Genomic DNA, 19,251 nt, shown 5'->3' on the forward strand with positions numbered 1-19,251 from the left:
GCGGCGTGGATGACATCCTCGTCGCCATGCGCAACGCCCTGCTCCTTTCCCTGGCGGGAATGGCCCTCCTGCTGGCTCCCGCCGCCGCCCAGACGGGCCCCCAGTCCGCCGCTCAGCCGGCCGAAACCGGCTCCCCCTTCCGCATCCTCAACCGGACCGGAACGGAGGCCACGCAGCTCTTCGCCGTACGCTCCGGCCGCTCCGACTGGGGCGGAAACCTGCTGAAAGGCCCCCTGGCGCCCGAGGCCGCCTATACGCTGCGCCCCGCCGCCGCCGCGGGTTGCCGCTTCGACATCCGGCTCGTGGCAGCCGATGGCCGGGAGGCGGTCCAGCGTGGCCAGGACATCTGCGGCGGCGACCGCACCGTCACCCTGTCCGGCCTCGCCAGACCCGCCGCCCCGACCCCGCCCGAGGCACAGCCGAAGCCCGGCGCGCGGGCTTCCTCCGGCACCGGCTTCCTGGTGGCGCGGGAGCGGGTGATGACCAACCGCCATGTCATCAACGGCTGCGACCGCGTGCTGGTCCGTGCACCCGATGGCCGCAACTTCGCCGCGGTGCCGCCGGCCAAGGTGGATGCGAAGCTCGACCTCGCGCTGGTCGCCGTGCCGGGGCTGGACGGCCCCCCCATCCGCTTCCGCACGGAGCCGGTGCGGCGGGGGGATGGCGTCGTCGCCTATGGCTTCCCCCTGACCGGCCTGCTGTCTTCCGACCCCAAGCTGACGCGCGGCGAGGTCAACGGGCTGAACGGCCTGGGCAACGACCCGAACCAGTTCCAGATCAGCGCGCCGGTGCAGCCGGGCAATTCCGGCGGGCCCCTGCTGGACATGCGGGGCGAGCTGCTGGGCGTCGTCGTCTCCAAGCTGAATGCCGAGGCCGTGGCCAAGCGCACCGGCGACATCGCGCAGAACATCAACTTCGCCGTGAAGGGAGAGCGGGCCGCCGCCTTCCTCCAGGCCTCCGGCATCGAGCCCCTGCGTGGCGAGGGCGGCCCCGACCGCGGCGTCGCGGATGTGGGCGAGATCGCCAACCGTTCCACCGTCTTCATCCGCTGCGAGAAAGGCTAGAGGCAAGATGCCCCACGTGCTGATCATGCGTCCCATCCACGACGACGCCATCGCGCTGCTGGAAGCGGCGCCAGGCGTCACCGTGGAGGTCGTCCACAAGCTGACGAAGGAGGCCATGGACGCGGCGCTGCCGCGGGCCAACGGCATCATCGTCCGGACCAACGTGGTGGACAGGGCCATGGCGGCACAGGCGCCGGGCCTGCGGATCGTGGCGCGCCACGGCGTTGGCTACGACCTGATCGACATCCCCGGCATGACCGAGCGCGGCGTCGTCGTGACCATCACGCCCGAGGCCAATGCCGGCAGCGTGGCCGAGCACACGATGATGCTGATGCTCGCCTGCGCCCGCCGCACGGTGCAGTACGACGCCCGGGTGCGCGACCTGAACTGGGGCGTGGTGCCGGAACTACCGACGCATGACATCGCCGGGCGCACCGTGCTGATCCTGGGCTTCGGCCGCATCGGCACCCGCGTGGCGCGGCTCTGCGCCGCCTTCGGCCTGAACGTCCTGGTCTACGATCCCTTCATCCCCGTCGGCACCATCCGGGGTTCCGGCTACGAGGCGGTGGTGGATCTCCGCGACGGGCTGGCCGCGGCGGATATCGTCACGCTGCACTGTCCTTCCTCTGCCGAGACGCAGGGCCTGGTGAACGCGGACTTCCTCGGCGCCATGAAGCGCGGCGCCTTCTTCATCAACGCCGCGCGCGGCAAGCTGGTGGAGGAAGCGGCCCTGGCCGAAGCCCTGCGCAGCGGCCAGGTCGCCATGGCCGGCATCGACGTGCTCCATGACGAGCCCGTCTCGGCCACCAACCCGCTGCTGGACGCGCCGAACTGCATCTTCTCTCCCCACACCGCCGCCAGCAGCCAGGAAGGCACCCGCCGCATGGCCATGTCGGCGGCCCAGAGCGTCCTCGACTGCTTCAACAACCGCCTGCCCGCCGACGTCATCGTCAACCCCGAGGCCCGGCACCGTCGCCCGGCCCTGGCGGTCGCGGGCTGAGTGATCGGGCCATTGGACCGGGAGGCTCTGCCTCCCGGACCCTTTGCTGAAGAAGGGGCCGCTCAGGGGGATAGTATCCCCCCGAGACCCCGCCATGAGCGCTCCGCGAGGAGGGGGTGATGGCTGCCGGCGTGCCAATGGCGACCGCTGTCCCAATCCCCCTCCTCGCGGAGCGCTCATAGGGTTCCCAGGGACCAACGTCCCTGGGCGGGGTGTCCAGAGGGGCAGAGCCCCTCTGGCCCGCAGCCCGATCACCCCAGACCGAGCGTCCCGCGCAGGCGGGAGAGGTCCTCGGCCAGGGTGGTGATGGGGGCCTGGAGGGCGTTGCGGTCGGCGGGGGTGAGCTTCTCGTAGTTCTCGAAGCCGCCATCCTTGGTGCGGTACTTGGCCAGGATGGCTTCCACCCGCTTGAAGTTGGCATCGACCTTGGACAGCAGGGCGGGGTCGGCCTTCTTCAGTTGCGGCGTCAGCAGCTCCACGATCTTGCGGGCGCCTTCGACATTGGCGTTGAAGTCCCACAGGTCGGTGCCGCTGTAGCGATCCTCCTCGCCGGAGATCTTGGTCGCGGCCACTTCCTCGATCAGCGCCGCGGCGCCACCCACCACCTTCTCCGGCGGGGTGGTCAGGCCGCGGATGCGGGTCTCCAGCTCCTGCACATCGGCGACCAGCTTGTCGGCGAAGGGCACGAGACCCTCGGTCGAGTTCTTCGCGAAGAGCCCGTATTCCAGGCGGTGGAAGCCGGTGAAGCCCGCATCCTTCTCGCCCTCGTCATGGTCGTCGGCGCGGGAATCGATGCTCTTGTCGAGATCGTCGAAAAGCTCCGCGATCGGCTCGATGCGCTCGTAATGCACCCGCGTCGGCGCGTAGAGGCTGCGGGCCTTGGCGAGATCGCCAGCCTTGATCGCGTCGGCGAAGCTGCGCGTCTGCCGCACGAGCTGCCGCACCTCGCCCAGCACATAGATCTTGTACTGCGCGATCGGCTCGGCGAGGTCGAGCGGCGAGGCCGGTGCCGCCGCCTGGGCGAAGCGCGCCAGGCCGGGCACGGCCAGGGGCAGCACCAGCGCCGTGGCGGTGGCGAGAAGGCGGCGCCGGGTGAGATCGGCGATGGGGGGCATGGGTCTGGCTTCCTCGTGCTGGATGAAGGTGGGTTTGGGGGCGTCAGGCGGCCTCGATCAGCCCTTGGCCGAGATACCGGCCGGGGGCCGGCACGCCGGGCAGGGCGAAGAAGTACCCGCCGCCGGTGGGCTTGATGTACTCCTCCAGCGGTTCGCCGTTCAGGCGCTCTTGCACGGCGATGAAGCCGCGCCGGAGGTTGCGCTGGAAGCAGATGAAGAGCAGCCCCATGTCGAGCTGCCCGGCCCGCGTGACCCCCCGGTCATAGTTGAAGGGCCGTCGCAGGATCAGGCTGTCGGCGGTCTCGGGAGTGCGCGGATTGGCCAGCCGGATATGGGCGTCGAGGGGGATGCGCTTCCCCTCGGGATCGGCGACATAGTCCGGGATGTCGTGCTCCCGCTCCAGGCCGAGCGGCGCGCCCTCCCGCTTGTCGCGTCCGAAGATCTGTTGCTGTTCCTGCAACGGGGTGCGGTCCCAGCGCTCCACGAAGTTCCGGATGATCCGCACCACCTGATAGCTGCCGCCCCGGGCCCAGGCGGGCTCCCCATCCTCCGGCCCTACCCAGACATGGCGCTCCATCTGGGCCGCATCGGCGGGGGCGAGGTTGCTGGTGCCGTCCTTGAAGCCCAGCAGGTTGCGGGGCGTCTGGCGGGCGGCATGGCCACCGGCGGCGGGAGGCAGCGTGCCGTCGAGCCTCCAGCGCAGGCGCAGCAGATCCGGCGTCACCTTGATGATGTCGCGCAGGGCATGGATCGTGCTCTGGGGCGTATTGGCGCAGAACTGCAGCAGCAGGTCGCCATGGCACCAGTCGCGTTCCAGCGCATCGTTGGGGAAGCGGCGCATGGTTTCCAGATGCGCGGGCTTCCACGTCGCGAGGCCATAGCGCCCATCGAAGAGCGAAGCGCCCAGCGCCACGGTAACGGTCAGCCCGTCCGGAACGATTTCCGGCCCGAGGATACCGGAATCCGCTGGCGGGAAGCGCGGATCGGCCTCTGGCGGCGTGCCCCCGGCCATCAGGAAGGCGATCCTCTCGGTCAGCAGGCGAAAGAGACGGTCCAGCCCGGCACGGTCAGGTGCCAGCACGTCGAAGGCGGCGACCATGCCGGCGGCGGGCGGCGGGTTGAGGATGCCCGGCTGGTGCGGCCCGTGAAAGGCGATGGCCTGCCGTGCCTCGGCCGCGTCGCGCCCGGGCGGCTCCTGCATCAGCGGGGCTGCGACCACGGCGGAGGCAACCCCGGCACCGCCCGCCAGGCCCAACAGCAATCCGCGCCGCCCGGCGGCGAAGGGGCAGGAATTCCGTGTCATGTCGGTCCCATCCGGTTTGCCTGGGAGAGGCATCTCAATGGGCCTCCAACTGCCGGCCCAGCCTGTCGAGATCCGTGGCCAGGGTGGCCAGGGCATTCCTGTCCCCTTTCTCCGACGCGGCGAGCGAGCGGTCGAGGCTGGACTGGAGGGCCGGGTCCAGACGGGTGGCGAGCGGCCGCAACAGGGAAACGACGCGCCCCACACCATCCAGCGCGTCAGGCGTGATGGCGTCCGAACCTCGCAGCAGTTGCGTTGCGCCCTCCGCCATGGCCGCGGGGGTGATGCGGGCCTTGCCGATCCGGGCGGTCAGGCTCTCGCTGTCCGAGCGCAGCCGCGCCAGTGTTTCACGTGAGACATCGGAGCCGTCCGATCCGGCCTCGGGCAGAAAGGCCGACAACCGGGTCAGGCTATCGGTCACCGAGGTCAGGGTCTCCCGAGTTTCGGGCAGAAGCCGGAGCGCCGGCAGGAGCTGGTCGCGGGCCCGGCCCGCCTCGGCAATGAGCCGCTCAGCCCGCGCCGTGTCGCCCCGGTCCAGCGCCTCGTCCAGATCCTCCACGGCTTCCGTCAGAGCCATGGCCTGCAGGGTGACATGGACCTTGTACTCGGCCATGGGGGCGAGCAGGTCACGAGGCTCCGGACGCCAGGGCGCTCCGGCGGCGGCAGGCAGAACGGTCAGCCTGCCGCGCGGATTGCCGATGCGGCCACAGGTGATGGCATAGGTGCCGGGCTCCAGCCGCGCCGTCAGGCTTTGGGAAAGCCCGGGTGCGATGTTCTCCCGTTCCTCCAGCACCATCACGCCATCCAGGATCTCCCATTCCAGGGCGCGGTCGCTGCGGTTGACGATGCGGAAGGCGGTCCGTCCGGCGGGCACGGTGAGTTCGCCCGGCTCGCAACCCCGGTCAGTGATGGCCACGGTGACGCTGCTCGCCTCCCCTGTCCCGGCCTCGCGGCGTTCCAGCCGCAGCGAAGCGGCACCCAGGCCCAGCACCGCCAGGACCAACAGGGCCATGAGGCCAAGCGCGGGCCTGAGCCGGGGCGGCGCCGGAGCCTCGCCGGCCGGCACGTCCTGACGCGCCGGCGAGGGAACGGCGGGGGCGCTAGCCACGGGCCGCAGGAAGAGCGGCAGCGTGACAGCAAGGAAGACCAGATAGACCAGCACCTCGCCCAGGGCCGGGCGGTCGCTGTAGCCGAAGATCCCCGCCAGCACGGAGCCCGCAACGCCATCGGCGGGCAGGACGTCGCTCAGGTCGAAGACCGTGGCCTGGAGCCCGTTCCACAGCCCTGCCTCATGCAGCGCGCGCAGCGACCCCGCCAGAAGCCCGGCCGCCACCAGCAGGATCAGCACGCCGCTCCAGCGGAAAAAGCGCCGCAGGTCCAGCCGCAGCCCGCCCCAGGTGATGGCGGCGCCCACCGCGACGGCGAGCAGCAGGCCGGCCACCGCACCGATGGGCGCCGCCGGGCCGGGGCTCTGCCGCATGACGGCGAGCAGGAAAACCGCCGCCTCCAGCCCTTCCCGCGCCACGGCGAGGAAGACCATGGCCAGCAAAGCAAGGCCGCGCCTTTCCCCCATCAGCGCGGCATCGATGCGGTCCTGCATCTCCGCCTTCACCGACCGGGCAGCCCGCCTCATCCAGAAGACCATGGCGGTCAGCATGCCGACGGCCACCAGCCCCACCACGGCCTCGAAGATCTCCTGCCCGCGCTGCGGGAACTCGGCGCTCAACACCTCCAGAGCGAGACCCGCCCCCAGGCTGACCAGCACCCCCGCCCCGATGCCGAGCCAGACCAGGGGCAGCCATTCCCGGCGCCCGGTACGGCCGAGATAGCCCGCGACCAGGCCGATGATCAGGGCGGCTTCCAGCCCTTCCCGGAACATGATGAGGAACGGAACAAGCATGATGGTGCAGTCGGGCCTGGCAGGATGAGATCGGTTGTCCGGCAAGGCAGGTGCCCCGCAAGCGCAGGCAGAAGCAAGGGGGGTTCAGGACCTGCCAAGCCCGGCAACGCCCAATTATGCCATCATAAGAATGCAATTCATTATCATGTATGGATTTTAATTTCGGCTTCCTCGGCAGATGCCGTCTTCACACCCGGATGCGGTTGGTCGGGACGATCCGTTTCCAGGCGGGCAGGAAACGGCGCCAGAGCAGAGCATCGTGCTGGCGCTCCGGCAGGCCGGTGGCGATCCGGGCGATCTGCGCGCGGCTGAGCGGCGAACGCTCGCAGAAGAAGGGCGTCGGCGTGAATCGCGAGAAGTAGCCGTAATAGAGGGCCGAGCGGTCGCTGCGCACCGGGGGCCGGCCGCGATGGTAGTTCTCCGCCGTTTCCGCGATCACCACCGTGCCACGGCGGCCGGTGCAGGTGCGGATGGCCTTCTCCATGTTTCCCGGACCGATCCGCCGCTCCAGCTCCGCCTGGGGCAGGATGGCGCCCCGCCCTGGCCCGCCCAGGGATTCACGGAAAGCAGGGTGGACGATCTCGAAAGGGCCGTCCTGGGGGCCTACATCGGTGATGTAGACGGCGATCTTCAGCATGCGCCGGTCCTCGCGGTCGCGGTGCCAGATGCGCGGCCCCGCCTCGCGCCCATCGGCGGGGCTGTAGAAGTGGTCCGGCCCGTCATAGGCCACCGGAAGGCCCAGGTAGTTCTCCACCAGGTCCAGCAGCCGCGTGCCGAGCCCCCATTCCAGGATCGCCGGAAAATCCAGCAGGTCCTGCGCCGTGGCGGTAACGGTGTGGCGATGCGCGTGGTCCGGATGGTGGCGCCGCGCCGCGAGCCGCTCGGTCAGGGATGTGGCACTGGCCAGCATCGCCGCCGTGCCCGGCAGCCCCAGCTCCTCCAGCGAGGTGACGCATACGCCGTCCCGCAACAGGCTCCCGAGAAGGGCCGCATCCCGCGCGGACAGGGCAGGAAGGTGGGGGAGATGGGCGGCGCATGCCCCGGCCCGCGCATCCTCCACGAGCCGATCGGGCCAGGGAAGGCGCAGCGTGCGGGCGGCGAGTTCGGAGGGTAGGCTGAGGCCATGTTGCCAGACCTTGTCCAGCCAGCGACGCGGACGGCCGCGGCCCCAGGGATGGAGAAGGCCGGCCTGTCCGGCCGCGGCGGAAGCGGGGCTGAACCCGGCGCTTGGGAAGGCGTGGCTAGGGCTCCGGGCGAGACCCATGATGGCAACCCCTGGTAGAATTTTTGGGTCGGGAATAAGCCAAACTCTATAAGTCGTCCAAAATTTACAGCAATATCCATATTAAGTAACGAATTTCATGCAGAAGCGAAAGGATCCAGGGAAACAGCCGAAAAACGGCACGCATGCCGTTTGGCGTCTGTGTCACTTTCCCGCGATTGTACCGTGAGATGGGATTCCGGGGCTGCCGTGACCTGCCGCACCAGCGGGAACAGGCGTCCCTTCGTCATGGCCGCAGAGACGGATCGCCCCTGCCGCCCGCGGCCCATGGCGGCTACAGAACCGGCATGTCCGAACCCCGCCTCCCCCTCCTCGTCACCCATAACGGCAGCTTCCATTGCGACGAGGCCTTCGCCTATGTCGCGCTGCGCCTCGCCCTGGGCCTGCATGCCCCGGGCCGTGACCATGTCCTGCTGCGCACCCGCGACGCCAACCGCATTGCCGAGGGCGACGTGGTCTGGGATGTGGGCCTCCTCTACGACACGGCGACGCAGCGCTTCGACCACCACCAGCGCGGCGCTCCGATGCGGCCGGATGGCACGCCCTTCAGCTCCGCCGGCCTCGTCTGGCAAACCCATGGCGAGGCGGCGGTACGCGCCCTGCTGCGGCCTGAGGACTCGGGCTTCGCCCCCACCATCGCGGCGGATCTCGACGCCTCCATGGTCCGCTTCATCGACGAGGTGGACAATGGCGTCGCCACCTCGCGCGGCAGCATGGACCTCGCCAGCCTGGTGGGCGACTGCAACCCCGCCTGGGACGCGCCGGGCGCGGAAGATCAGGGCGCTGAGGACGCCGCCTTCCTGGAGGCCGTCGCCCTGGTCGAGGCGGTGCTGCGCCGCCGGGTGGAGGCCCAGCGTGCCCGCCTCGCCGCCGACGCGCAGGTGGTGGCGGCACACGCCGCCTCGGCCGACCGGCGCATCCTGGAGCTCGACCGCCGCATGCCCTGGAAGAGTGCCGTCTTCCAGCACGACCTGCCGGTGCTCTACGGCATCTATCCGGTGAACAACGGCAACTGGATGGTGGACACCATGCCGCCGGAGCCGAAATCCTTCGCCCAGCGGCTACCTCTCCCCGAAGCCTGGGCCGGGCTGCAGGACAAGGATCTCGCCGAAGCCTCCGGCGTGCCCGATGCCGTCTTCGTCCACCTCCGCCGCTTCATCGGCGCCGCCCGCTCCCGCGCCGGCGCCCTCGCCATGGCCCGCCGCGCCGTGACCCTCGGGATGCCGGATGTCTGAATGGATCTGGCCTGGGAACCGGGAGGCGCTGCCTCCCGGACCCTCTGCTCAGGGGGATGGTATCCCCCCGAGACCCCGCCATGAGCGCTCCGCGAGGAGGGGGAGCAGGACACCGGTCGCCAAATGGTGCAACGGCGGTCGAAGCCCCCTCCTCGCGGAGCGCTCATAGGGTTCCCAGGGACCAACGTCCCTGGGCGGGGTGTCCAGAGGGGCAGAGCCCCTCTGGCCTCGGCCCGATCACCCCAGACCCAGCGTGCGGCACAGGTGGGCTGGTTTCACGGGAAACGGAGTGGGTGCTGCCTGTTCAGGGCGTGGCGAACGTGGGAAGGGGATGCACCATGTCTCGCTCCGTGATCCGCCGCTGGCGCCTCCTGGTCCTGCTCCTCCTGCCGGTGCTGCCGCTCTGCGCGCCGCCGGCCCGAGCCGCGGAGGACTGCACGCAGCATCACCCGGATGGCGTCGCGCCGTCTATCACACGTCCGGCGCTGGAGCGTGACACCAGCCGCCTCTGCTTCGAAGGGTTCGCCGTCCTCTACAGCGGCGTCTCGCGCACGCCGCTGGCGGTGTCCGAGCACCTGACCCGCGACCGCATCCAACAGGCCCGCCGGGTCCCGCGCGACGATGCCTTCCATGCGGAGGACCAGTTGCCGGCCGACCAGCGGGCGCGCCTGTCGGATTACGCACGCTCCGGCTTCGACCGGGGGCACATGGCGCCCTCTGGCGACATGGCCACGCCCACCTCGCAGCAGGAGAGCTTCTCGCTCGCCAATATCGTCCCACAGGCGCCGGAATCGAACCGTTGCCTCTGGGAAGGGATCGAGAGCACGGTGCGCGACCTGGCCACCGGGGATGGCGAGGTCTGGGTGGTGACCGGCCCCGCCTTCGAGGGCGAGAACCTGCGCCGCCTGAACCGGCGCGTGCTGGTGCCGACTTCGCTCTACAAGGCCATCTACCTTCCTGACCGTGGCGAGGCCGGGGCCTATCTGGCCCCGAACGGGCCGGGCCTGTCCTGGCGTGCGGTATCCCTCGACGAGCTGCGCGACATCGCCGGGATCGATGTCTTCCCCTCCCTCGCCCCCGCGATCCGCGCCCGGGCCATGGTCCTGCCGCAGCCGAAGCCGAACAACATCCGCGGCAGTTGCGAGGGACAGACCGGTGGACAGGTGGCAAACAGCGGCACGGCCTCCAACCGCAGCGTCGCCCGTCGCGACGCGCCCGTGGCGACCCCCGCCGGCCCGGGCATCATGGGCAGCCGCCTGACGCTGATCATCGCGGCGGTGGTGGCCGTGGTGGTTATCCTGTTGCTGGTCCGCGTGCTGGGGCGCCGCTGATGGCCTGTCGCACCGGCAAGCCACCGGGGAACGCCCGCTCGTGTCGTTGAGAGGAGTTGCCGCATGACGAAGCTCAAGCCCTTCGCCGACGACGCCGCCGCCACCGAGATCGGCGGCCTGAAGATCGAGAACGGCCAGGACCGCATCGCCCTCTATGGCAGCCTGGACCTGACCCGGGACAAGGAGGGCCTGGCCCTGGCGAAGGAGCTGCACGCGCTGCTCTCCGCTGCCTTGGCGGTGCTGGAAGGCGAGGCGGAGAAGCTCCCGGACAAGGTCACCACCGGCGAGAATGTGGACGAAACGAAGAACCCCTTCGCCTAATCGCCGGACGCACCACGCGGGGCCACGGAAAAGGTTGATTTGACCGGCTGGTTGGTCAATTCTTTCCGCAATCGCCGTCCCCCACGCCCGCCTTCCGTCCAGGACGGGTCCGGCGTAGGGATCGGGAATGACGCGGCACGGGACCAGAGAATCCCGGCCACAGGGAGCGTAAACGATGTGGAAATATGCCGCCGGCCTCGCGCTGGTGCTCGGAGCTTCCTTCCCGGCGGCCACGCCCGCCTCGGCGGCCGATCCCGTCCGGGTCGGCGTCACCCTGTCGGAAACGGGGCCGGGCGCCTCGCTCGGCATCCCCGAGGGCAAGTCGGTGCGCCTGCTGCCCAAGGAGTTCGGCGGCCAGCCGGTCGAGTGGATCATCCTCGACGACGGCTCCGACACCACCCGCGCGGTCGCCAACATGCGCAAGCTGATCGCCGAGAACCGGGTGGACGCGGTGGTGGGCTCCAGCGTCACCCCCGCCTCCATCGCCATGGTGGAGGTCGCGGCGGAACAGAAGGTGCCGATGATCTCGCTGGCCGGCTCCTCCGCCATCGTCTCCCCGGTGGATGAGCGGCGGCGCTGGGTCTTCAAGACCGCGCAGAACGACGCTCTGATGGCGACGGCCGTGGCCGACCACATGGCCAAGGCGGGCGTGAAGACGCTGGGCGTGATCGCCTTCAGCGATTCCTACGGCGACGGCTGGATGGGCGTGATGAAGCCGCTGCTGGAGGAACGGAAGATCCGCCTCGTGGCGGACGAGCGCTATGCCCGCTCCGACACCAGCGTCACCGGACAGGTGCTGAAGGTGGTCTCCGCCAAGCCGGACGCCGTCTTCATCATCGCCGCGGGCACGCCGGCCGCATTGCCGGCGCGCGGGCTCAAGGAGCGCGGCTTCCGCGGCGCGGTGTACCAGACGCATGGCGTGGCCAATGCCGACTTCCTGCGCGTGGGCGGCAAGGACGTAGAGGGCGAGATCCTCCCCGTCGGCCCGGTGGTGGTGGTGGACCAGCTCCCCGACAGCCACCCCTCGCGCGAAACGGCACGCAAGTATCGCGACGCCTACGAGGCGGAGAACGGCAAGGGCAGCGTCTCCACCTTCGGCGCGCATGCCTATGATGCCGGCATCCTGCTGAGCCACGCCATCCCCGTCGCCGCCGACAAGGCGAAGCCCGGCACGCCCGAGTTCCGCGCTGCGCTGCGCGACGCGCTGGAGGGGCTGAAGGGCGTCGTCTACGTGAACGGCACCGCGACCATGTCGCCCACCGACCATGTGGGACAGGGCGAGCCCTCGCGCGTGATGGTCACCATCCAGAACGGCACCTGGAAGCTCCTGCCGCAGTAACGGCACGCCGCCCTTCCCCGCTCGCCGGGGAAGGGCCGCTCCCCTCCTGACGGAAGACGATCGTGGATCTCTCCATCCTCCTGGTGCTGGTGCAGGACGGGGTCGTAAGCGGCGCCATCTACGCGCTGCTCGCCCTGTCCCTGGTGATCGTCTTCACCGTGACGCGCATCGTCTTCGTGCCGATCGGCGAATTCGTGAGCTTCGGGGCGCTGACGCTCGCGGTGCTGGAGGCCGGGCAGATGCCGGGCACGGTCTGGCTGCTGATGCTCCTGGGCCTCGCCACCGCCTTGCTGCGGCTCTGGACCGGGCGGAACCTGCCCCCGGCGCAGCAGGCGCGGCGCCTCGCCATGCCGGTGCTGCTCCCCCTGCTCGCCTGGGGCCTCGCGCGGCTGGCGCTGGCGCTGGGCGCGCCGCCGCTGGCGATGGTGGCGCTGACGCTGCTGATCGTCGTACCGATGGGCGTCTTCCTCTATGACATCGTCTATCGCCCGATGATCCAGGCCAGCGTGCTGGTGCTGCTGATCGTCTCCGTCGCGCTGCACCTGGCGCTGACCGGGCTGGGCCTCGTCTTCTTCGGCGCGGAGGGCTTCCGCACCGAGGCGCTGTCCGACGCGATGATCGAGATCGGCCCGCTCCTGGTCTCCGGCCAGTCCATCGCCGTGGTGCTGATGACGCTGCTGCTGATCGCGGCGCTGTTCCTGTTCTTCGAGCAGAGCCTGCTGGGCAAGGCGCTGCGCGCCACGGCGGTGAACCCGCTCGGCGCCCGGCTGGTGGCGATCTCCCCCGACCTCTGCGGCCGCACCGCCCTCGGCCTCGCCGCGGCGATCGGCACGGTGAGCGGCATCCTGGTCTCGGCGCTGACCACGATCTACTACGACACCGGCTTCCTGATCGGGCTGAAGGGCTTCGTCGCCGCCATCGTGGGCGGGCTGGCCAGCTATCCCCTCGCCGCCGCCGGCGCACTGCTGATCGGGCTGGTGGAAAGCTTCGCCAGCTTCCAGGCCAGCGCCTTCAAGGAGGTGCTGGTCTTCATGATCATCATCCCCGTGCTGCTCTGGCGCTCCTGGCGCATGCCGCAGAGCCTGGACGAGGAGCACTGAGCATGGCCGCCCGCCTCCTTCCCCTCGCCGCCCTGGCGCTCGCCGCCGCCCTGTTGCTCTGGCCTGGGCTGCCCGGCTTCTGGGCGGTGCTGGCAGGCTATATCGGCATCGCCTCGCTCACCGTGCTGGGCCTCGTCGTGCTGTCCGGCATCGGCGGGCTGATCTCCTTCGGCCAGGCGATGTTCGTCGGCATCGGTGCCTACACCACCGCGATCCTGACCACGGAATACGGTGTCTCGCCCTGGCTCACCCTGCCGCTCTCGGTGCTGGCGGCGGGGCTGCTGGCCTGGGGAGTCGGGGCCATCACGCTGCGGCTGCGCGGGCACTACCTCGCCGTCGCGACCATCGCCTGGAACGTCTCCTTCTTCTACCTGATCGGCAATCTCGATCTCTTCCACCGCTATGACGGCATCAGCGGCATCCCGCCGGTCCCGCTCCCCGGCTTTCCGCTGATCGAGGCGCGGCACTTCGCGCTGCTGGTGCTGCTCTTCCTGGCGGCGGCCATGCTGCTGACCCGCAACCTGCTGCGCTCGCGCGCCGGGCGCACCATCCGGGCGCTGCGCGGCGGCGCCATGGCGGCGGAATCCTGCGGCGTGAACACGCTGAACGCCCGCATCCTGGCCTTCGTCTATGCCGGGCTGCTGGCCGGGCTGGCGGGCTGGCTCTACGCGCATTTCCAGCGCACGGTGAACCCCTCCCCCTTCGGGCTGAACACCAGCATCGACTACCTGCTGATGGCCGTGGCGGGCGGCGTGCAGCATATCGGCGGCGCGGTGCTGGGCGCCGCCATCGTCACCCTGCTGCGCGACCAGCTCCAGACGCTGCTGCCCGCCCTCATCGGCGCCCAGGGGAGCTTCGAGACCATCGTCTTCGGCGCGCTGCTGATCCTGCTGCTGCAATTCGCGCCGGACGGTCTCTGGCCCCGCTTCGCGCGCCTCTTCCGCCTCGCCCCGCGCAAGGCCCCCGCCCCCGTTCCCACACTGGCCACGACGGAGGCCGGGCCCCTGCCCGTGCGGCAGCAGCCGCGCCGGGGCGAGGAGGTGCTGCGCGCCGAGGGGCTGCGCAAGGTCTTCGGCGGGCTGGTGGCGGTGAACGATGTCGGCTTCGCCCTGCGCGCCGGGGAGATCACCGGGCTGATCGGCCCGAACGGCGCCGGCAAGAGCACCACCTTCAACCTGCTGACCGGCGTGCTGGCCGCGACGGGCGGGCGCGTCGCCTTCCTGGGCCGCGAGATCGGCGGCCTGCCGGCGCGGGGCGTCGCGCGGCTCGGCATCGCGCGCACCTTCCAGCACGTGAAGCTGGTGCACGGCATGACCGTGCTGGACAATGTGGCGCTCGGCGTCCACCTGCGCGGTTCCGCCGGGGCGCTGCGCGGCGCGCTGGCGCTGGACGGGGCGGAGGAGGCGCGGATCTTCGCCGAGGCACGCCGGCAGATCGAGCGTGTCGGCCTCGGCGCCGTGGCGCATCTGGTGGCGAACGAGCTCTCCCTCGGCCAGCAGCGGCTGGTGGAGATCGCCCGCGCCCTCTGCCTCGACCCTGTGGTCCTCCTCCTCGACGAGCCCGCCGCCGGGCTGCGCCACATGGAGAAGGACGCCCTGGCGCGACTGCTGGACGGGCTGCGCGACGAGGGCATGACCATCCTGCTGGTGGAGCACGACATGGATTTCGTGATGAACCTCACCGACCGGCTGGTGGTGATGAGCTTCGGCGCCGAGCTGGCGCAGGGGCGCCCGCGGGAGATCCAGGACAACCCGGCGGTGATCGACGCCTATCTGGGCAGCGCGGCATGAGCGGCGCCGAGACCACGCCCATCCTTGCGGTGCGGGACCTGCACGTCGCCTATGACGGCGTGCCCGCAGTCTCCGGCGTGTCGCTGCGCGTGCCGCGCGCCAGCATCGTCACCATCCTGGGCCCCAACGGCGCGGGCAAGAGCACGCTTCTGAACGCCATCATGGGCGTGCTGGCCTCGCGCGGCGACGTCGCCTTCGCCGGGCGCAGCCTGGCCCGCCAGGGCATCGAGGAGCGCGTGCGCGACGGCATCAGCCTGGTGCCGGAAAAGCGCGAGCTCTTCACCAGCATGACGGTGGAGGACAACCTCCGCCTCGGCCGCTTCCGCCTGCGCCGTTCCGGCAGCGCCGAGCCCATGCTGGAAGAGGTCTTCCGCCTCTTCCCGCGCCTGAAGGAGCGGCGGCGGCAGGAGGCCGGCACGCTGTCGGGCGGCGAACGCCAGATGCTGGCCATGGGCCGCGCCCTGATGGGCGAACCGCGCCTGCTGATGCTCGACGAGCCCAGCCTCGGCCTCGCCCCCCTGGTGGTGCGGGAGATCCTGCAGAGCGTCGCCGACCTGCGCGGCAACGGCGTCTCCATCCTGCTGGTGGAGCAGAACGCCCGCGCCGCGCTGCGCATCGCCGATTACGGCTATGTGCTGGAAAACGGCTCCGTCGTGCTGGAAGGCGACCCGGATGCGCTCCAGGCCGACCGGCGCATCGTCGAGGCCTATCTCGGCATCCGCTCGGCCTCCGCCGCCGCGGCGGCCTGATCCGTACCCCGACCGGCGCACCCAGGGTGAGGCTCTGCCTCCCCCTGACCCCCTCCGCTCAGGGAGGCAGGGGCCTCCCCGAGACCCCGCCTTTCGCTGGCACCGTGTGGCAAGGCCAGCCCGCGGCCCGATCCCGGAGGGCAGGTGGACCGGCGGGCTCCCGAACAGGAAAAACACCCTGCCCGCGCGGGTGGCGCCCATGGTCGCCGGAGAGCCATGCTCTCCGGCGCGATCCGGCCACAGCGAGCGCCAACTCACCGGGTCCAGGGCGCGCAGCGTCCTGGCGGATAGGGGGTATCGTGGGAAAGGCAGGGCCTTTCCCACGGGCCACGGAGAGCGACGCCCCTCAGCCCATGATGTTGTACCCGCCGTCGATATAGAGCGTCTGCCCGGTGATGAGCTTCGCGGCATCGGTGGCGAGATAGGCGGTGGCGAGGCCGACATCCTCGATGGAAACGAGGCTGCGGGCGGGGGCGGTGCTCTGGGCGCGTTCCAGCATCTCGTCGAACTCGTTGATGCCGGAGGCGGCGCGGGTCTTGAGCGGGCCGGGTGAGACGGCGTGGACGCGGATGCCCTGGGGACCGAGTTCGGCGGCGAGGTAGCGCGTGGCGCTTTCCAGCGCGGCCTTCACCGGCCCCATCATGTTGTAGTGCTCCACCACCCGCTGCGAGCCGTAGTAGCTCATGCAGAAGAGCGTCCCGCCGCGCGTCATCAGCGGCTCCGCCAGCTTGGCCATGCGCAGGAAGGACCAGCAGGAGATGTCCATGGCGCGCAGGAAGCCGTCGCGCGAACAGTCCACCACGCGCCCATGCAGGTCCTTGCGCGGGGCGAAGGCGATGGAATGCAGCAGGAAGTCGAGCTGCCCCCAGTCCTGTTCGATGCGCTCGAAGACGGCTTCGAGCTGGCCCGGCCGCTCCAGGTCCAGCGGCATGAGGATGGACGCTTCCAACTCCCGCGCCAGCGGCTCCACATGCGGCCTCGCCTTGTCGTTCAGGTAGGTGACGGCGAGTTCCGCCCCCAGGCCGCGGAAGGCGCGGGCGCAGCCCCAGGCGATGGAGCTGTCATTGGCGATGCCGGTAACGAGGCCGCGCCGGCCCTCCAGCGTGACGCGCTCGCGCGGGATCATGTGGCGCCGCCTTCGCGGCCGCGCAGCACGTCCAGCGTGTGGCGGGCGATCATGCGTTCCTCGTTGGTCGGGATGACATAGGCGCGCAGCCGGCTGGCCTCCGTGGAGATCAGCGGCCCGTGCGCGGCGTTGCGGGCGGGGTCGGCCTCCACCCCCATCCAGGCGCAGCGGCGCAGGATCGCCTCGCGCACCGGGGCCGCGTTCTCGCCCACCCCGGCGGTGAAGACGATGCCGTCGATCCCGCCCATGGCGGTGGCCAGCGCGGCGATCGCCTTGGCGGCGTGGTAGCAGAAATAGTCGATGGCCAGCCGGGCCGAGGGCACCTCGCTCGCCAGCAGCTCCCGCATGTCGCTGGTAAGGCCGGACAGCCCCTTCAGCCCGCAGTCATGATAGAGGAAGTCCTGCAAGGCCCCGGCATCCATGCCCTGCGCGGCGAGGTGGACGACCACCCCGGCATCCAGGCTGCCGGGCCGCGTGCCCATGGGCAGCCCATCCAGCGCCGTGAAGCCCATGGTGCTGTCCAGGCTGCGCCCGTCCCGGATGGCACAGGCGGAGGCGCCATTGCCCAGATGCGCCACCACGACGCGCCCGCCCGCGAGCTCCGGCGCCACCACGGGGATCTGCCGGGCGATGAACTCATAGGACAGGCCGTGGAAGCCGTAGCGCCGCACGCCCTGCCGGTAGAGGCTTTCCGGAATGGCGAAGCGTTCCGCCACCTCCGGATGCCCCCGGTGGAAGGCGGTGTCGAAACAGGCCACCTGCGGCAGGTCGGGCCGGCGCGCGCGGATGGAGCGAATGGGCGCGAGGTTGAAGGGCTGGTGCAGCGGTGCCAGCGGCACCAGCGCCTCCAGCGCCTCCAGCACGCCGTCATCCACCAGGACGGGCGCGGCGAAATCCGGGCCGCCATGCACGACGCGGTGGCCGACGGCGATGGGCGGGCCGCCCAGATGCTCCACCAGCCAGCCGCCCAGCACGGCCTGGCCTTCCTCCATCGTGTCGGCGGCCTCGGCCTCCAGCACCTCGTCCACCAGCACGCGGTCTTCCGCGTCCACGGCATGGAGGCGCGGCGCCGCGCTGCCGATGCCGCCCATCTGCCCCTTGAAGCGGCGGTGCAGGCCCTCGTCCTCGCCCAGCTCATAGAGCTGGAACTTGATCGAGGAACTGCCGGCGTTCAGGACGAGGATGGTCTCGCTCATGCGGAGGCTCCTCCCGCCGTGGCGGGTTTCGCGGCCAGGGCCCGGGCATAGAGCGCCGCCACGGCGCAGGAGGCCAGCCGCGCCCGCACGCTGTCGGCCCGGCTGGTCAGGATGACCGGCACCCGGGCACCCAGCACGATCCCGGCGGCCTCCGCCCCGGCCAGGAAGGTCAGGTTCTTGGCCAGCATGTTCCCCGCCTCCAAATCCGGCACCACCAGCACCTGGGCCCGGCCCGCGACCTCGGAGCGGATGCCCTTGATGCGCGCGGCCTCCACGCTGATGGCGTTGTCCATGGCCAGCGGCCCGTCCAGCAGCGCGCCGGTGATCTGGCCGCGATCGGCCATCTTGCACAGCGCCGCGGCATCCAGCGTGCCGGGGATGGCCGGGTTCACCGTCTCCACCGCCGAGAGGATGGCCACGCGCGGCGCGCCTAGGCCCAGGCCGCGATGCAGGTCAGCCACGTTCTGCACGATATCCGCCTTGGTCTTCAGGTCCGGCACGATGTTGATCGCGGCGTCGGTGATGAAGAGCGGCTCCGGATAGGTCGGCACGTCCATGATGAAGACATGGCTGAGCCGGCGCGCGGTGCGCAGCCCGGCCTCCTTGTCCAGCACGGCGTGCAGCAGCTCGTCCGTGTGCAGGCTGCCCTTCATCAGCAGCGAGGCCTGGCCGCCGCGCACCAGCGCCACGGCCCGGGCGGCGGCGGCATGGCTGTGCGGCGCGTCCTGGATCTCCACGCCAGCGAGGTCGAGCCCCGCCTCCTCCGCCACGGCGCGGATCTTCGCCACCGGCCCGACCAGGATCGGGCGGATGATGCCCTCCCGCCCCGCATCCAGCGGCCCCTCCAGCGCCGTGCGCTCGCAGGGATGGGCCACGGCGCAGGGGATCGGCTTGTCGTGATGCGCGGTGCGGCGGATCAGCGCCTCGTAGTGCCGCGCGCGCTTCAGGATCAGCGCCGGCGCCTCGCTCACGCCCGGGCTGCTGGCGCGCTCGGCGGGGGCGGAGACGGTGGCCGTGCCGGTCAGCACCACCTCCCCATCGCCGCGCCGGCATTCGCAATCGAGCAGCACCAGCCGGTGGGCGGGCTGCTTGTCCTTCACCGTCACCCGCAGCACCAGCGTGTCGCCGGCCAGGATGGGCGCGCCGAAGCGCATCTCCTGGCCCAGATAGACGGTGCCCGCGCCGGGAAGCTCGTTGCCCAGCAGGTTGGCGATCAGCGCCCCCGCCAGCATGCCATGCGCCGCCGGCTTGCCCCCCTGCCTCGGCGCGCCGGAGGCCGCGGCGTAGAGCGCCACGACCTCCGGCGAGACCGTGCGCGTCAGGCTGGCGCTGTCGCCGACGGCGATCTCGTCGAAGAGCCGGTTCTGGATCGGACCGCCCCCGGCCCCGGATTCCGCCGACAC

At 70.8% G+C, this 19,251-nt stretch carries 16 protein-coding genes; 9 read left to right on the plus strand and 7 right to left on the minus strand.

The features are described from left to right. The first annotated feature begins 5 nt into the window (after nt 1–5). Nucleotides 6–1,064, plus strand: coding sequence for a trypsin-like peptidase domain-containing protein (locus RGI145_RS18770; RefSeq protein WP_075799576.1), 1,059 nt, complete (start codon nt 6–8; stop codon nt 1,062–1,064). Between the two features lie 7 nt (nt 1,065–1,071). After that, nucleotides 1,072–2,064 carry a hydroxyacid dehydrogenase gene (locus tag RGI145_RS18775; protein ID WP_075799577.1) on the plus strand — a complete coding sequence of 331 codons (993 nt, stop codon included), beginning with the start codon at nt 1,072–1,074 and terminating at the stop codon, nt 2,062–2,064. 251 nt (nt 2,065–2,315) lie between these two features. Here the strand turns inward: RGI145_RS18775 and efeO are convergent, their stop codons facing one another. The 4 genes from efeO to RGI145_RS18795 form a co-directional block, all read right to left on the minus strand. Then, on the minus strand, nt 2,316–3,179 hold the full coding sequence (efeO, locus tag RGI145_RS18780) for an iron uptake system protein EfeO (RefSeq protein ID WP_075799578.1): 864 nt from the start codon (nt 3,177–3,179) through the stop codon (nt 2,316–2,318). Between the two features lie 43 nt (nt 3,180–3,222). Then, nucleotides 3,223–4,482, minus strand: coding sequence for an iron uptake transporter deferrochelatase/peroxidase subunit (gene efeB, locus RGI145_RS18785; RefSeq protein ID WP_075799579.1), 1,260 nt, complete (start codon nt 4,480–4,482; stop codon nt 3,223–3,225). 34 nt (nt 4,483–4,516) lie between these two features. Next, nucleotides 4,517–6,379 carry an iron uptake transporter permease EfeU gene (gene efeU / locus RGI145_RS18790; protein WP_075799580.1) on the minus strand — a complete coding sequence of 621 codons (1,863 nt, stop codon included), beginning with the start codon at nt 6,377–6,379 and terminating at the stop codon, nt 4,517–4,519. Nucleotides 6,380–6,566: 187 nt separating this feature from the next. After that, complete coding sequence (locus RGI145_RS18795; protein WP_156878602.1) at nt 6,567–7,643, minus strand: phytanoyl-CoA dioxygenase family protein; 1,077 nt, start codon at nt 7,641–7,643, stop codon at nt 6,567–6,569. A gap of 305 nt (nt 7,644–7,948) precedes the next feature. Between RGI145_RS18795 and RGI145_RS18800 the strand changes: the two genes are divergently transcribed. From RGI145_RS18800 to RGI145_RS18830, 7 genes are all read left to right on the plus strand, one after another. Continuing rightward, the gene (locus RGI145_RS18800; RefSeq protein WP_075799581.1) at nt 7,949–8,896 is read left to right on the plus strand and encodes an MYG1 family protein; all 948 of its coding nucleotides are present in this window, start codon (nt 7,949–7,951) and stop codon (nt 8,894–8,896) included. A gap of 338 nt (nt 8,897–9,234) precedes the next feature. Beyond that, complete coding sequence (locus RGI145_RS18805; RefSeq protein ID WP_075799582.1) at nt 9,235–10,227, plus strand: DNA/RNA non-specific endonuclease; 993 nt, start codon at nt 9,235–9,237, stop codon at nt 10,225–10,227. A 63-nt stretch (nt 10,228–10,290) separates the two neighbouring features. Continuing rightward, nucleotides 10,291–10,548: a hypothetical protein gene (locus RGI145_RS18810; RefSeq protein WP_075799583.1), complete on the plus strand. Its 258-nt coding sequence runs from the start codon at nt 10,291–10,293 to the stop codon at nt 10,546–10,548. A 175-nt stretch (nt 10,549–10,723) separates the two neighbouring features. Then, nucleotides 10,724–11,887, plus strand: a complete 1,164-nt coding sequence (locus RGI145_RS18815; protein ID WP_075799584.1) for an ABC transporter substrate-binding protein — start codon at nt 10,724–10,726, stop codon at nt 11,885–11,887. Nucleotides 11,888–11,949: 62 nt separating this feature from the next. After that, complete coding sequence (locus tag RGI145_RS18820; RefSeq protein ID WP_075799585.1) at nt 11,950–12,987, plus strand: branched-chain amino acid ABC transporter permease; 1,038 nt, start codon at nt 11,950–11,952, stop codon at nt 12,985–12,987. A gap of 2 nt (nt 12,988–12,989) precedes the next feature. Next, complete coding sequence (locus RGI145_RS18825) at nt 12,990–14,777, plus strand: branched-chain amino acid ABC transporter ATP-binding protein/permease (protein ID WP_075799586.1); 1,788 nt, start codon at nt 12,990–12,992, stop codon at nt 14,775–14,777. Next, the gene (locus RGI145_RS18830) at nt 14,774–15,526 is read left to right on the plus strand and encodes an ABC transporter ATP-binding protein (protein WP_075799587.1); all 753 of its coding nucleotides are present in this window, start codon (nt 14,774–14,776) and stop codon (nt 15,524–15,526) included. The genes RGI145_RS18825 and RGI145_RS18830 overlap by 4 nt, the downstream gene beginning before the upstream one ends. A 346-nt stretch (nt 15,527–15,872) precedes the next feature. Here the strand turns inward: RGI145_RS18830 and fabI are convergent, their stop codons facing one another. The 3 genes from fabI to RGI145_RS18845 are packed head-to-tail and all read right to left on the minus strand — an operon-like array spanning nt 15,873 to nt 19,251. Next, on the minus strand, nt 15,873–16,652 hold the full coding sequence (gene fabI / locus RGI145_RS18835; RefSeq protein WP_075799588.1) for an enoyl-ACP reductase FabI: 780 nt from the start codon (nt 16,650–16,652) through the stop codon (nt 15,873–15,875). Continuing rightward, entirely contained in the window at nt 16,649–17,848 is a 1,200-nt protein-coding gene (locus tag RGI145_RS18840) for an acetate/propionate family kinase (RefSeq protein WP_075799589.1), read from the minus strand. The genes fabI and RGI145_RS18840 overlap by 4 nt, the downstream gene beginning before the upstream one ends. Next, a complete protein-coding gene (locus RGI145_RS18845; protein WP_075799590.1) occupies nt 17,845–19,251 on the minus strand; it encodes a bifunctional enoyl-CoA hydratase/phosphate acetyltransferase in 1,407 nt (468 codons plus the stop codon). Before RGI145_RS18845 ends, RGI145_RS18840 begins: the two co-directional genes overlap by 4 nt.

The organism is Roseomonas gilardii (assembly GCF_001941945.1).
Lineage (GTDB): Bacteria > Pseudomonadota > Alphaproteobacteria > Acetobacterales > Acetobacteraceae > Roseomonas.

Excerpts from the sequence above, each read along its gene's own strand:
- RGI145_RS18800 (WP_075799581.1), top strand. The coding sequence starts at position 7,949 with ATGTCCGAACCCCGCCTCCCCCTCCTCGTCACCCATAACGGCAGCTTC.
- RGI145_RS18810 (WP_075799583.1), top strand. The coding sequence starts at position 10,291 with ATGACGAAGCTCAAGCCCTTCGCCGACGACGCCGCCGCCACCGAGATC.
- RGI145_RS18840 (WP_075799589.1), bottom strand. The coding sequence starts at position 17,848 with ATGAGCGAGACCATCCTCGTCCTGAACGCCGGCAGTTCCTCGATCAAG.
- RGI145_RS18805 (WP_075799582.1), top strand. The coding sequence starts at position 9,235 with ATGTCTCGCTCCGTGATCCGCCGCTGGCGCCTCCTGGTCCTGCTCCTC.
- RGI145_RS18825 (WP_075799586.1), top strand. The coding sequence starts at position 12,990 with ATGGCCGCCCGCCTCCTTCCCCTCGCCGCCCTGGCGCTCGCCGCCGCC.
- efeB (WP_075799579.1), bottom strand. The coding sequence starts at position 4,482 with ATGACACGGAATTCCTGCCCCTTCGCCGCCGGGCGGCGCGGATTGCTG.
- RGI145_RS18795 (WP_156878602.1), bottom strand. The coding sequence starts at position 7,643 with ATGGGTCTCGCCCGGAGCCCTAGCCACGCCTTCCCAAGCGCCGGGTTC.
- efeO (WP_075799578.1), bottom strand. The coding sequence starts at position 3,179 with ATGCCCCCCATCGCCGATCTCACCCGGCGCCGCCTTCTCGCCACCGCC.
- RGI145_RS18775 (WP_075799577.1), top strand. The coding sequence starts at position 1,072 with ATGCCCCACGTGCTGATCATGCGTCCCATCCACGACGACGCCATCGCG.
- fabI (WP_075799588.1), bottom strand. The coding sequence starts at position 16,652 with ATGATCCCGCGCGAGCGCGTCACGCTGGAGGGCCGGCGCGGCCTCGTT.
- efeU (WP_075799580.1), bottom strand. The coding sequence starts at position 6,379 with ATGCTTGTTCCGTTCCTCATCATGTTCCGGGAAGGGCTGGAAGCCGCC.
- RGI145_RS18815 (WP_075799584.1), top strand. The coding sequence starts at position 10,724 with ATGTGGAAATATGCCGCCGGCCTCGCGCTGGTGCTCGGAGCTTCCTTC.
- RGI145_RS18830 (WP_075799587.1), top strand. The coding sequence starts at position 14,774 with ATGAGCGGCGCCGAGACCACGCCCATCCTTGCGGTGCGGGACCTGCAC.